The 13,603-nt window shown below is 52.1% G+C and carries 13 protein-coding genes; 2 read left to right on the forward strand and 11 right to left on the reverse strand.

Features of this window, described 5'->3' with window-relative positions; genetic code table 11:
* Positions 1–100 precede the first annotated feature (100 nt).
* Positions 101–625, forward strand: coding sequence for a GNAT family N-acetyltransferase (locus PCH05_RS02425; RefSeq protein ID WP_164766514.1), 525 nt, complete (start codon positions 101–103; stop codon positions 623–625).
* Positions 607–1,731 (forward strand): YheC/YheD family endospore coat-associated protein, encoded by a 1,125-nt coding sequence (locus PCH05_RS02430; protein WP_127600317.1) that lies wholly within the window; start codon positions 607–609, stop codon positions 1,729–1,731. Before PCH05_RS02425 ends, PCH05_RS02430 begins: the two co-directional genes overlap by 19 nt.
* A 48-nt stretch (positions 1,732–1,779) precedes the next feature.
* Here the strand turns inward: PCH05_RS02430 and PCH05_RS02435 are convergent, their stop codons facing one another.
* From PCH05_RS02435 to PCH05_RS02485, 11 genes are all read right to left on the reverse strand, one after another.
* Positions 1,780–2,469 carry an HAD family hydrolase gene (locus PCH05_RS02435; protein WP_127600829.1) on the reverse strand — a complete coding sequence of 230 codons (690 nt, stop codon included), beginning with the start codon at positions 2,467–2,469 and terminating at the stop codon, positions 1,780–1,782.
* Positions 2,470–2,602: 133 nt separating this feature from the next.
* Complete coding sequence (locus tag PCH05_RS02440; protein ID WP_127600319.1) at positions 2,603–3,172, reverse strand: manganese catalase family protein; 570 nt, start codon at positions 3,170–3,172, stop codon at positions 2,603–2,605.
* Between the two features lie 41 nt (positions 3,173–3,213).
* Positions 3,214–3,483 (reverse strand): spore coat protein CotJB, encoded by a 270-nt coding sequence (locus PCH05_RS02445; protein WP_127600831.1) that lies wholly within the window; start codon positions 3,481–3,483, stop codon positions 3,214–3,216.
* A gap of 164 nt (positions 3,484–3,647) precedes the next feature.
* Positions 3,648–3,812, reverse strand: coding sequence for a spore coat associated protein CotJA (locus tag PCH05_RS02450; protein WP_127600833.1), 165 nt, complete (start codon positions 3,810–3,812; stop codon positions 3,648–3,650).
* 248 nt (positions 3,813–4,060) lie between these two features.
* Positions 4,061–5,092, reverse strand: a complete 1,032-nt coding sequence (gene ytvI, locus PCH05_RS02455; protein WP_127600321.1) for a sporulation integral membrane protein YtvI — start codon at positions 5,090–5,092, stop codon at positions 4,061–4,063.
* Positions 5,093–5,103: 11 nt separating this feature from the next.
* On the reverse strand, positions 5,104–6,459 hold the full coding sequence (locus PCH05_RS02460) for a hemolysin family protein (protein ID WP_127600323.1): 1,356 nt from the start codon (positions 6,457–6,459) through the stop codon (positions 5,104–5,106).
* A 30-nt stretch (positions 6,460–6,489) separates the two neighbouring features.
* Positions 6,490–7,599 (reverse strand): radical SAM/CxCxxxxC motif protein YfkAB, encoded by a 1,110-nt coding sequence (gene yfkAB / locus PCH05_RS02465; RefSeq protein ID WP_127600325.1) that lies wholly within the window; start codon positions 7,597–7,599, stop codon positions 6,490–6,492.
* A gap of 180 nt (positions 7,600–7,779) precedes the next feature.
* Positions 7,780–9,987, reverse strand: a complete 2,208-nt coding sequence (locus tag PCH05_RS02470) for an MMPL family transporter (RefSeq protein ID WP_127600327.1) — start codon at positions 9,985–9,987, stop codon at positions 7,780–7,782.
* Positions 9,988–10,000: 13 nt separating this feature from the next.
* Positions 10,001–11,110, reverse strand: coding sequence for an HD-GYP domain-containing protein (locus tag PCH05_RS02475; RefSeq protein WP_127600329.1), 1,110 nt, complete (start codon positions 11,108–11,110; stop codon positions 10,001–10,003).
* 139 nt (positions 11,111–11,249) lie between these two features.
* Entirely contained in the window at positions 11,250–12,077 is an 828-nt protein-coding gene (locus tag PCH05_RS02480) for an undecaprenyl-diphosphate phosphatase (protein ID WP_127600331.1), read from the reverse strand.
* Between the two features lie 21 nt (positions 12,078–12,098).
* Complete coding sequence (locus PCH05_RS02485; protein WP_127600333.1) at positions 12,099–13,535, reverse strand: bifunctional metallophosphatase/5'-nucleotidase; 1,437 nt, start codon at positions 13,533–13,535, stop codon at positions 12,099–12,101.
* Positions 13,536–13,603: the final 68 nt, after the last annotated feature.

Genomic DNA, 13,603 nt, shown 5'->3' on the forward strand with positions numbered 1-13,603 from the left:
AGAAGACAGACCGCGATCAGCGGAAGTTTTTTTGCGAGATAAGGATGTTTTACCTCGAATGTCAGTACTTTCTTATCTCTTAAAGGAAGTGAATTCACCCATGCAAGTTGACTCCCTGCACGATTACCCCCGCAACGAATGGAGCCGCCAACAGGCCCGCGTCTTGCGGTTTATGTTCGAGCACGGCGGAAAGCGGGCTCTGCACGAAGATTATGTCAAGCTCGCCTGCGCGACTGAATCCATCCTGCAGCAGACCGGCACCTCTTTGCTTACGGCAACCGTACGCGGAGAGGCCGGCCCCTTTCTGATCGGAGCAAGCTATGCTCAGAATTTCGGAAGCGATGCTTTTCTGATTGCCGTCCATCCGCTTTACCGGCGGAGAGGGATTGGCTCACGGCTTATGACGGAACAGATGGCTCAGCTTGGACATATACAATGCAGCGCCGGTCTCAAACAGATACCGTTCCTCGGGATGTGCTTCCGGGCAGGACTTACTGCCTCCGCCATGGTTCAGGAGCAGCCGGGTAGATATGTCCTGAACCTCATAGGAGAAAACAACAATCCGGTTCGCCTTCAGGCGGTCCCGAGCGAAGAAGGTGAAACGATGTGCCGGTTCCCGTCTTAGGGATTTTGACGCTTTATTTGAACGATAAAAAGGTTTTGGAGGAAAAGGCTGTTTACCAGAAAATGATTATCGAAGGCCGCAAAATCGGCTTGGATGTTTATGTATTCACGCCGATGGATGTCAACGACAGCAAACGCAGAATTTTCGCTATGGAGTATGATGCCAAAAAAGGTACATGGGGACGCAGCTGGCGGCACTTCCCGGATATGATCTATGACCGATGCCGAATTCAAAAAGGATACCGTTTCTCGCAGCTGATTGAGTTTCGGCGCAGATACAGCCATCTTCTGTTTCTGAACAGGCCGCTCCGGAATAAATGGACGATCTACGAGGTGCTTTCCCGAAGGCCCGAATTCCGGAAATATCTTCCCGAAACCCATCTTTATCATGGACTGTCCGATGTACACCAGATGATGAAAAAAAAGCCTGTCGTTTATTTAAAACCTATCAACGGCACAGGCGGGCGCGGGATTTTACGGGTTGAGCGGCTCAAAGAACGTCATCAGTATTATATTCAGGGCCGGAATCAGGAACGGAAAATCATTACTCCGCAAAAAATCCACACCTCCCGGCTGGGTGCCATCCTGAACAGCTGGCATATGAAGGAACGTTATCTCGTGCAGGAAGGCATCCCGGTAGATCTGCCGGACGGACGCGTTCACGATTACCGGATGCTGGTGCAAAAAAACGGCGAGGGATATTGGCAGCTTACCGGCATCGCCGGCCGGGTCGGAGCACCCCGAAGCGTCACGTCCAATTTACACGGCGGTGGGCATGCCGTATCCATGAATGTCATCCTGGAGAAATGGATTGATAACGAGGAGAACCGTGCCAAAGTAAGGAGAAACTGCGAGGAGCTGGGAATCGGCGTCGCGGCGTATCTGGAAAGACAGTACGGCGCTTTGTGCGAGCTGGCTCTTGATCTGGCGATCAACCGAAAGGGAGAAATTTATTTGCTGGAGGTCAATCCCAAGCCCGCCAGAGAGGTATTCTCGCAAATCGGCGATGCCGAGCTGTACCGGCAGGCGATCGTAAGGCCTCTTGAATATGCCGCCTGGCTGTACAATCAAAAAAAAGAAGCTCCAAAAACCAACCAGCCGCAGTAACTCTGCGGCTGGTTGGTTTTTGGTTCGGAAATGTCATGCTATATGTACTTAGGAACCCGATTCCTCATACAGCTTCAATAAGTCGGAGAATGACGAGATCAGTACATCGGAACCCTTCAGTTCATCATGATTGCCAAAGCCGGCATACGCGCAGCCAATCACGCTAAGACCGTTTTTCTGCCCGGCCTCCACGTCCGAAGAACGGTCTCCCACCATCCAGGCGGATTTGACCTGCTCTTGTTCCAGCAGCAGCTTAACCAGGTCCACTTTGGTCAGGGTGCCGTTCTTGCCGGCGCTGTACAAACCGCTGAAAAGCGTTGAAAGCTCATGCGTATCCACAATGCCGCTGATATAATGCTCGAGCCCATTGCTCGCGACATACAGCTTAACGTCCTGCCGGTGCAGCGTCTCCAGCGTTTCCTTGACTTCGGGATACAGCAGCGTCTCTCCGCCCGCCAGCCCTTCCAGCTCCAGCTGGAGCAGCAGCTCGTTGGCACGGTTGTGAGCCTCAGGGCTTCCGTCAGGCATCACGACCTTCCAAATATCCTCCAAAAGCATGCCCAAACTGCCGAGCATCCGTTCTTCCGGAGGGGTGGGCGACGTATACAGACCTTCGCTGCGCAGGGTGTCAAACAGCTTATGATATGCGGGTAGCAGGACGGATTCCGTCTGAAACAGCGTGCCGTCCATATCAAAAATCATGGCCTCGGGCCGGGTTAACTTGCTTGAAGAATTCATCGTCAGCTTCGTCCCTTCTGTGACTTCGGTATCTTGCGTCATAGCCTATCATAAGGGAAGGCCCGGAGGATGTAAACCGCGCAAAACAGGCGTTCCCTCAAGGGAACGCCTGTCACTCCAACCATTGTCGCGGTCAAAATATTCTTTTTTGCATGCGATCATCCTTGATGATTTCGACGGCTTCCCTGAAGCGGGTGGCATGGACGATCTCACGTTCCCGCAGAAACTTGAGGCTATCCTGCAGATCCACGTCATCCGTCATGTCGATCAGCCATTGGTATGTAGCCCTGGCCTTTTCTTCAGCCGCAATATCTTCGTACAAGTCCGCCAGCGGGTCCCCTTTGGCCTGGATATAAGCCGCCGTCCAAGGTACGCCGGACGCATTCTCATAGAAGAGGGCCTTATCATGCGCAGCGTAATGGGCGCCGAGGCCTGCATTTTCCAGCTGTTCGACGGTGGCATCCTTGGTGAGCTTGTAAACCATCGTTGCGATCATTTCGAGATGGGCAAATTCTTCGGTGCCGATATCATTCAACAAACCGATGACTCTGTCGGGAATGGTGTAACGCTGATTCAAATATCTTAGGGCCGCGGCCAATTCGCCGTCAGCACCGCCATACTGCTCAAGCAAATACTTCGCCATTTTCGGATCACATTTACTGACGCGAACCGGATACTGGAGCTTCTTCTCATATACCCACATGCGCTTGAGACCGCCTCCTTCAAGAAAATGAATTTACACGCTCATACCTGCCATGGCCATGGCGTCTGCGGCCATTCAAAGGGAAACCTGGAATAGGCATGGCCGAAGTTCATCAAGGGCCCGTAGAGCTCCTGAAACTTTCTGACGAGCGGAATGCGCTCCTGGGCGAGCTGATTGTACTGCTCAACGCTTTTTAGATCATCGGGATGCGTATCCAGATATAAATTCAGCTCGACCAGTGCAAAATCAACAACCTGGATTCGCTCCAGCAGCTCGTAATAATGCTGATCGATCGCCGCTCCCTTCACCATTTCCGGTTTAACGCTAGATTTGTCCGGCTTCATGTGAGCGGGACCGACGTTGCTCGGCATCACGTTGGCCGGACTCACATTGCTCGGCATCACATTAGCCGGGTTCACATTGTTCGGCATCATGTGAGCAGGGCCCAAATTTCCTGAGTTTGCATTTTCCGACATTAGGATCCCCCTTCCTGTACATTGCGGTTGGGATGATACGGGCTGAACAAATTCGGCCATAGCGTTCCTCTCGTCAATGCTTCCTCCAGGCTGAACTGCGGCCAATTCAGCGGCTGAAAGGTAATATATTGGTTCGGGGGAACGACATAAGTCCGGTATAGCATTGGCGGGCATGGATCAAAAGGTCCGATAAAGGGCTTGTAGACGCGTACCTGGTTGCTGTTCACATTCACCCAAGGCTCCTCCTTTTACAACATGATATAAGACCGATGACACCAAGAGCCCATCAGCCTCTTCGTAACTAACATATGAGGCATTCGTGGAAACTGAACAAAAAATCGCAAAAAAAACAAAAGAACTCCCTCGAAACAAGCCGAAACTTGTCCAAAGAAGTTCATGGAATACCCTATAGCTAAAATTTGATTTTGATCTGAAATAATCCCGCTTTGCGGACAGCCGAATAGATGATGACAACCAGGGGCCCGATAAAGACGCCGATGACGCCGACCAGCTTGAAGCCGATATACATGCTCACCAGCGCCGAGAGCGCCCCGATGCCGACGGAATCGCCGATGACCTTGGGTTCGATGACCCGCCTTGCCACTGTGATGACAATAAACAAGAGGGACAGCCCGAAGCCGGTATAGGAATCGCCGACAATGAACAGATAGACCGCCCAGGGAATCAGGACCGATCCTACACCGAGGATCGGCAAAATGTCCACAAACATGATCAGCATGGCGATCGCCAGCGGGTAATTGATCTGCAGAATAAGGAGACCCGTCAACGTAACGATATACGTAAAAGCACTAAGGATCATCTGAGCTTGTATAAACCCGAATATCGACCTTTTCAGACTGGCGAGCACCTCCTGGATCTGTCCCTGCATCTCATCCTCAAACAGGGACAAAAGACCGGTGCGGAGTGCAGGCAGTCCAAAGCTGAACAGGTACAAGGCAACGAAAAAAACGACGAAAAAGATAAACATGCCGGGAATCCCTTTGGCAAAGTTCAAAAAAGCCGAAGATAATGAATTCACAAAGGATTCCGCATACTGCGTGACGTTGGACAGCAGAACGCGCAGGCTCTCAGCCAGGTCAGGCTGAATCCGGTCGAGCCACCCCCTGGCTTGTATCATCGTATTTTGCGCAAAATCGTTGGCGGCGGCAAAATACGATGGGGCGTTCTTCCAATACTCCACCAATTGACCGAATACCTGCAGCCCCATCATGTACACCAGGAGCAGAACGAGAAGCAAAAACAAGGTACATGTGAGGGAAGCGGCCGCGACCCGGTTCCATTTCAGCTTTTGCATCATCATGCCATGGATGGGCTCCAGCGAAATGGCCACCAGGGCAGCCAGCAAAAACGGCGCTCCTGCCGTAAACAGAATATACAGCAGCAGCAGCCCGATTCCGACGAGAAGCAGCTGTTTCCCTGACACAAGCTCCCCCCTTAATCCCCGTCTGCCGCACCTCCCTCTTCGGTGACCGTATCGGCTGCGGCAACGCGGTGGATGTTGACCCGGGTGATCCGGAGTCTCGTTGATTCCTCAACTTCAAATATGAAATTGTTCAGTTGAATCATTTTGCCTTTGACCGGATTGCCCTCCAGCTCTTTGAAAAGCCACCCTCCGATGGAATCGACCTCATCGTCCTCGATCACCACACCGGTAAGATCATTGACGTCTTCAATCAGCATGCGGCCATCCACGGAGATAAAATCCTCTTGAATTTCCACATCGGGCCGTTCATCCTCGAATTCGTCGTACAGCTCGCCGACGATCTCTTCCAGGATTTCTTCCGCGGTAAGCATTCCCGCCGTTCCCCCATACTCGTCCACGACCAGCGTGAGCTGCGCATGCTTTTTCTGCATCAAGCGCAGTACATGGCTGATTTCCATGGATTCCGGCACATTCAGGATCGGACGCACCAGCGTCGTAAGCTCTTTTTGATGTTCCTCGTCCGCCATCAGAAAATCGGTAATATGTACAAAGCCGAGAATCTGGTCCTTGTCCTCCACGGCAACGGGATAACGCGAGTGCTTCGTGTCGCTGATGATTTTGAGGTTCTCTTCCAGCGTGTTGTTCGTGTACAGACAATCCATGTCGGTACGGGGCAGCATAATTTCGCGTGCCAGCAGATCGGAGAATTCGAAGATGTTGTCCATCAGCTTCATCTCATCCTTGTCGATCACTCCGCTTTTGGCACTCTGATTCATTAATATGCGGATTTCCTCTTCAGAATGCGCAGCTTCTGATTCCGTGGCCGGCTGAACGCCTACCAGTCTCAAAATAACATTGGCGGATGCGTTCAGGAGCCATATGAACGGGAAAAATATTTTATAGAAAAGCATCAGCGGTGCGGACAGCAGCAGGGCTGCGCCTTCCGTTTTCTGAATCGCCAGCGACTTAGGAGCCAGCTCTCCCAGTACGATATGCAAAAACGTGATAATACAGAATCCCAGAATGACAGAAACCGTCGCAGTCAGCGTAGTGTCCGTGATTCCCGCTTTATACATGAGCGGCTGTACCAGGAGATGCGAGATGGCAGGCTCGCCAATCCAGCCGAGTCCCAGGGATGCCAGCGTAATACCGAACTGCGTTGCGGATAAATAGGCATCCAGCTTATTGTTTACTCTCAAAGCATAATTCGCCATGCGGTTGCCCTCGCTCACCAGCTGCGTCAGCCGGGACTGACGCATTTTGACGAGCGAAAACTCCGCCGCGACAAATACTCCGTTAAAGAATACAAGCAGCAAAACCAGGAAAAGGTTGAATAATAGCTTGCCTATTTCTAACTCGCCGTCCAAATGAAACGCCCCATTTCTTATGATTTCTGATTAGATGTTAGCTTGCCTGATGCTGAAATCGATATCTTTGTAGTACATATCCTTCACCAGCAGATTCGGTCCGCAGCAGCCTGCGGCGTCACAGTGGCAGTTGATCGTTTTATTCAGCGGATGATCCGTTTGCCATGCATTAAAAATATCGTCCAGCCGACTGCTTTGAATGTTCCCGAACGCGGGAACATCGGAAAAGTCAGTCACATAGACATCGCCGGAGAACAAATTGACATTCACGCGGTTTCTGCCGTCCGGATCATTGCGAACCGTTACGTTCGGTTCCGACGCAAGCCGGCGGATCAGTTTCATGTCATCCGAATGGTCGCTGCACGCAAAAAAAGGCAGCGTGCCGAACAGCATCCACATATCCGGATCACGGACATCGAGCAGCGAGTGAATGGCTGCACGGGTTTCATCAAGCGAAAGAACCGGCAGGGCAGTTGCGAAATTGGATGCGTACATCGGATGAACCTCATGGCGCTTGCATCCCATTTCCTGTATTAGTTTGTGAATTCCGGCCAGCTTTGTATGCGTACGATAATTAATCATCGATTCAGCCGATATAAACATGCCCGCTTCACTAAGCTTGATGGCATTTTCAATCATTTTGTCGTACATGCGGTAAGCCGTTTCTTTGGGAACCGGATGGTTGCTGTTGGCGAAGCCCACTTCATGGAAATCATCGCCGTTCAAATAGTTGAATGAAATATGCATCACATCCAAATACGGAAGCATCTTCTCGTATCGGCTGATATCCAAAGTCAAATTGGAGTTGATCTGCGTCCGCACGCCTCGTTCCTTCGCATACTTGAGCAGCGGTACAATGACCTCGTTCACGGTTTTTTCGCGGAAGGAAGGTTCTCCTCCAGTCAGGCTGATCGTCTGCAGATGCTCGACCTCATCCAGACGCTTCAGCATGAGCTCCAGCGGCAAAAACTCGGCTTCCTTCATGACGAGCATATCTCCTACAGCGCAGTGCTCACAGCGCATGTTGCATAAATGAGTGACTGTCATTTCCACGCTCGTCAGCACATGACTGCCGTAAGTACGGAGCGAGCCGATCGGATCCCAGGGATCATTCTTGGGCGACAGTTGTAATGTATTCATGTTTTTCCTCACCTTATTTCTTTATTTAAACCATCCAAGCAGGCATTCCGCCATACTGTCTGCGGTGATTCTCAGGGAATTTCCGGCTGAAAGTCACCGCATGGACAAGAGGCTTCCTTTTATCATACCATGAAGCAGGCAAAAACTCTCCCGCCAACCTTCATGCAAGCCATGTTCTCCTTAGCCTTCATCCCTTTCCGTCCTTGCCAAAAACGACATCCAGCGGGGAATCCACCAGTTGGCTCTGCCCATCAGCTTCATCAAAGCAGGAACCAGCAGAATGCGAACGACGGTCACATCAATCAGCACGGATGCGGTCAGCCCGAGCCCAAGCGCCTTCATCAGCTCATTATCCGTAAACATGAAAGCACCCGCGACAACGGCAAGAATCAGCGCCGCCCCAGTGATCATGCCTCCGGTTCTCTGCAATCCTATGGCCGTGCTGCGTTCATTATTCCTTTCATTATGATAAGCCTCCGAAATGCGCGAGAGCATCATCACTTCATAGTCCATCGAAATACCGAATACCACGCAAAAAATCAATACCGGCAGTACCGCGAACACGCTGCCTGTATAAGTAACATGAAGCCATTCGGCTCCGAATCCCCGCTGAAAAACGAGCGTGACTAACCCGAAGCTGGCTCCAAGGCTCAGCAGATTCATGACCACCGCTTTCAACGGCAGCAAGACGGAGCGGAAGGCAGCAAAAAGAATGATATAAGTCAGGATCAGAACGGTAGCGAGTACATAAGGAATACCGCTCTGAATCCGATCCATAATATCCAGCTTATAGGCCGGCGGACCTGTCACGTAAAAAGCATGTACGCCACCCGGCGGCTGCTGCCGAAGCTCCCGCACCAGCGTGACCGTTTCCGGATCTGTTTCTCCGCCCTCAGGCACGACGGCGATAAGCACCGCATGACCTTTCGCAGCATGACGCTGTTCGATCTCGCTGCGAAGCTCGTCGCTGACGACGGCATCATCCTCCTTCAGGAAGCTTGCATAGCTTTCAACCCGGTGGACTCCCGGGTGATTCCGCAGCGAAGACATATATGACTTGACCAGCTTGATCGAGGAGGAATCCTCATAGGGCCGATCCAGTTCGATCGCGATCGTGATGGCGCTTAGTTCTTTCATGTCGTAAGCCTTTTTCATCAGCTCCGATCCATAACGGGAAGCATACGTCGGGGGAAGCACTTCTGCTGAAGGAATCCCGAGCTTCATATGTAGAGCAGGCAGCATGGCTGCGAGCAGTGCAGCCACAACCATAACGGAGACGATCGCAGGCCGGGCCATGATAAGATCCGAGATGCGTACCCATGCCCGGCCGCTCTCTTCCCTTTTCACCTTGAGCCTGACCGGCCAGGCAAATATCCGGTGTCCCAAAATGGCAAGCAGCGCCGGCAGCAGCGTGCTGGCGGCCAGCACAGACACCAGGACGACCAGCATGCCGCCAAGCGCCAGCGACCTGAAAACGGGAAGCGGGATGAAATTCAGGGCCAGAAGTCCGGCCATGACGGCCCCTCCGGAATAAAGCACCGACCTGCCCGCAGTCCGGCATGCCGCATTCAGCGCTCCCTCTACTTCGCCCTTTTTCAGTTCCTCGCGAAAGCGGCTCACCATGAACAGCGCATAATCGATGCCTACGGCAAGGCCGAGCATCGTAACCATATTCGGCAGAAAATTACTCAGCGGCACGCCCCGGGCCGCTACAAAATAGAGACTGCCCAGGGTTACCGCCACACTGCCAAGCCCGACCGCTACCGGCAGCAACGCAGCCGGGAAACTGCCAAACAACAGCAGCAAAATCAAAAACGCCGCTGGAATCCCGAAGGATTCAGCGCGGAAAATATCTTGCCTTACCGCACTGCTCATATCGTGATACACCGCCAAGTTGCCGGTGATATAAGCACGGGTTCCGCTCACTTCGGGAACGGCTGCTTTGATCTCCTCAAAATGGCCCAGCGCATCACCGGATGGCTCATTGAGCAGGACGGTAAAGGCCGTAATGGAATCCTCGGCGGTCTGCCGTGACGCAATGCTTGCATACATGTCCCGGACAAACGGCTGGGCGCGCAGCGGGGCTAGTTCTTCCCACAGCCTTTTCTGCGCTGCGGATGTGGTCAAATTCTCTCCGTTCGTGCTCTCAAGCACGATCTCCAGCGAAGCGGCGGACATGCCCAGCTTATCCTCAAGAAAGGCAATCCCCCGCTCGGAGGAGCTTCCGGTCGGCGTAAAGCCGCTGTCCTGCAGCATCGAAGGCGTACGGACAGCGAAAAACCCGAGAAGACAAATCAAAAAGACCCATGCCAGAGCGACAGCCCAGCGGTAGCGGAACATGATGCTGCCCCACTGCCGGTTTGGTGCTTTGTTCTGTCGCTCCATCATGGGATCTGCCTCCTTAATACTCCAAAGAAACGGGCATGGCATCTGTTCCGTCCACATCCGTGATAATGACGGATAGCTTACGGGCCAAGTCCATTTCATACGGCGTCTGCAGCGTTTGACCTTCCGCGTCGCCGAATATTCGAATGACAGGCCGATGCGGCGTGCTCAGATGAATCTTTGATACGACGCCCGTTTCGCCCGTGCTCAGTTTTACGGTTAATCCCGGCGGATAGATCACGACCCTGTCCCGGAACAGCTCCAGCTTTTTCTGATCATATAACGTGCCCGAACCGGCGTACAGAACCTCCGCTGCCTGATGAGGAAGCATCGCCGGTCGATAAACCCGATGCGAGGTCATCGCATCATAGGAATCGGCAAGGGCTACCCACTGCGCGTATTCGTGGATATCGTTGCCTTTGATGCCGCGCGGATACCCGCTTCCATTCAGCCGTTCATGATGCTGGAAAGCACAGTGCGCCGCCAAGAGGGGGATGTTGGGCTCATCTTTTAATATTTTGTATCCAATCTCTGTGTGTGCCTGCATCATATGGAACTCTTCATCCGTCAGCTTCTGCGGCTTAAGCAGAATACGCTGCGGTATCTGGGTCTTGCCGATATCATGCAATAAAGCCCCCAGACCGAGCACCATCAGCTGATCCTCCGAGTAGCCGTTAGCGATCCCGAGAATGAGTGAATACACGCATACGTTAAGCGAATGCTTATACAGATAATGGTCTGCCGTATTCATATCCATTAGCAAAATCATCGATTCCTCTTGGGAACTGACATCCTTCAGGATGGATTCCATGACTTTGCTGAAGTCCTTTCCCAGGTGAAAATAGCTTTTGACCATCTTGGAGGTTTCCGACAAACGCTGAAAGTTTTTCCTTATGTTCTGAAGGGCGTTGCGGCGTGTCTCCTCTTGAAGCATCTCCGGAATGGCTATGCCCTCCGTCAAACTGTCTTCTATGTAAATATAACCGATGTCCAGCTCAATAAGCCGCCGAATCAGCTGAGCCGTCAACGTGACGCCATCTGCCAGAAGAATGACGCCCTCATCGCTATAGATCTTCTTGCCGATTCTCATTCCTTCCTGAAGCTTCCGAACGGGTACCAAACGCAAAGCATATCCTCTCCTGCCCTGAATAACGGACTAAAGGCGGCCAAGGCGCCGTTATTCGCTTATTCTGTATGAATCCCTATGAATTCCAGTGCCGATACCGTGATTCGTTTCCGCCTGCCTTGGCCAGGTAAAGGAAGAATCAGCGCATGATGAAGAGCCAAAAAACAATGGCCAAAAGGAAGCGGTACACCGCAAAATGGGTAAGCCGTATTTTTTGGATCAGTTTCATGAACACGATCACGACAATATAGGCAACCACAAAAGCAAGAATAAAACCGATCGCGAACAATCCCAGCGTATCCTTGGACAGATTCTTATAGGAATCCAGCATCTCATAACCGGAAGCCGCGACCATGATCGGAATCGCCATCAAGAACGAAAAATCAGCCGAAGCTTTATAGCTTGCCCCTGCAAGCATCCCCCCGGAAATCGTGGAGCCCGAGCGCGAAAAACCAGGCCATAATACGGACAGAATTTGATAAATGCCGATCATGAACACCTGCTTGTAAGACAAATCATCCATCGTTTCAGCCGTAATTCTGGCCTTAGACTTATTAAACCATTCTGCAAAGATCATAAACACACCGCCAGCGATCAATGCCCAAATCACGGTGCTGGCGCTGAACAGGCTTTTAATGAAATCACGCGCAAAAAAAGCGACGATTAGTGCCGGCGCAATGCCGATAATAACATGCAGCAGATTCAGACGCTTGCGCGGAACAAGGCTGCCTGCATCGTTATTCATTCTTTTGATGCCGAATAAATCGAGAATTCTCCGCCAATACACCAGTGCGATCGCGAGGATCGCCCCCAGCTGGATAACCACCTCGAACGTTTTCATCACCGGATCCTGATCATTGTAGCCAAGCAGCTTCGAGGTCAGAATCATGTGACCGGTAGAAGATACGGGAATAAATTCCGTGATGCCTTCCACGATACCTAAAATAATCGCCGTAATTGTATCCATTGCTTCCTCCCTCAGGAAATCTTAACGGGCCTGCACCCATCTCTTGTGCTCACATTCGCTCAGGCTGAGCGGCCGCTGAAGTTCAAGCCGCAGCAAATCGCGGAGAAAGTCGGGCAGCATAAATTCGGGATCCTGTCCCTTGGCAATATGTTCGTAGCCGATGCCGAATGTGAACATATCTAGCGTACCGACCTCATATTCTTGTTCGTCCTGCAGCGCTTCGCCCGAGAATGTAATTTGGACAATCCTATCATAAGGGATTCGGGCTGCATCATACAAGACTTCTAAACCGTCCACCGCAACATTCCCCAAAATTTCGCCACGGAAGCCGAATCCCCTGATTTCCCTGCTCCAGAATTCGGAGAGCAGGCTTTGCTCGAGCGTAAGCCGAATGTCCTTGCCTTTCAGCTTGACGATGCAAGCGTTAATCGGCGACGGACAAAGCGTATGCAGCATTCCGGCCGATATCTCCCCCTCTGGAAGCGGACCTAGCAGCTGGCCTGTATTGACCAGCGAAATGCCGGTTTTGGTGTAGCTGCGGACCGCTTGAGCCAGCAGGTTGCCAAAAGGGGATTCCGCCGTATGGTCCAGCGGCAATATGCGATCGGTTATCGCCACGGTCTCGCTTAATGTATCTTCGGCATGCATGCGGTGTTTGGCCAGGGCGTTTCCTACTGTTTCGTCCAGAATGTGTGAATCGACAGGCACACACCCTCCTTCCGTCACCCGATAGGTGCCATCCGGCTGTTCCTGCATCCGAATTCTGCCCACATAGCTCCCGAACTTTCCCGCCCCGCAGACCGTTGTATTGCCAATCTGAAGCGGTTTTTCAAGCAGGTGATGGGTATGTCCTCCCAGAATGACATCCAAGCCTTGAAGCTCCTCTGCGAGCCTCTGGTCCGTTGACAGCCCGAGATGGGACAACAGAATGACGATGTCCGCTTCGGCACGGAGCATCTCCACCTCACGTTGAATCGCCTCCTCCGGCTTCAGGGCGCGAAGACCCAACAGCTCGTAGAATGCCGAAAACGGAGCCGTTGCCCCTGTAATTCCCAGCTTAATGCCGCCTTTTTCAATGATCGTATGCTTTTTCATCCAGGAGGGCGGCTCCCCTGTAGCCTCCTCGACAATATTGCAGCATACCACCTGCGCGAGTAACCCGGCGTAGGCTCTGCCCAGATCCTCCGGCGTCAACGTCAGTCCCTCATTGTTTCCTATTGTAATAACGTCATATCCGGTCAAATTTATTATATCGACATTGGCTTGACCCATCGTGCCTTCGGTTTCCACCGCCATCCGGTCCATGTGATCCCCGATATCCACCAGCAGCAGAGGACTTCCTTTTTCCGCTTCACGCTGATTGGCAACGTAGGCAGCAATGGAGCTAACCTGTTCGAAATGGCTGTGTATATCGTTCGTATGCAGAATGGTAATGGTTTTAGGCTCGCTTTGTTGCATTGCTGTCGTCCTCCCTTTCTTTCCGGGTCCAGTCTGTCCTATCGTTTGCTGTCCTCTAGGGCATAAGC

It is taken from the genome of Paenibacillus chibensis (assembly GCF_004001045.1).
Lineage (GTDB): Bacteria > Bacillota > Bacilli > Paenibacillales > Paenibacillaceae > Paenibacillus_AQ > Paenibacillus_AQ chibensis.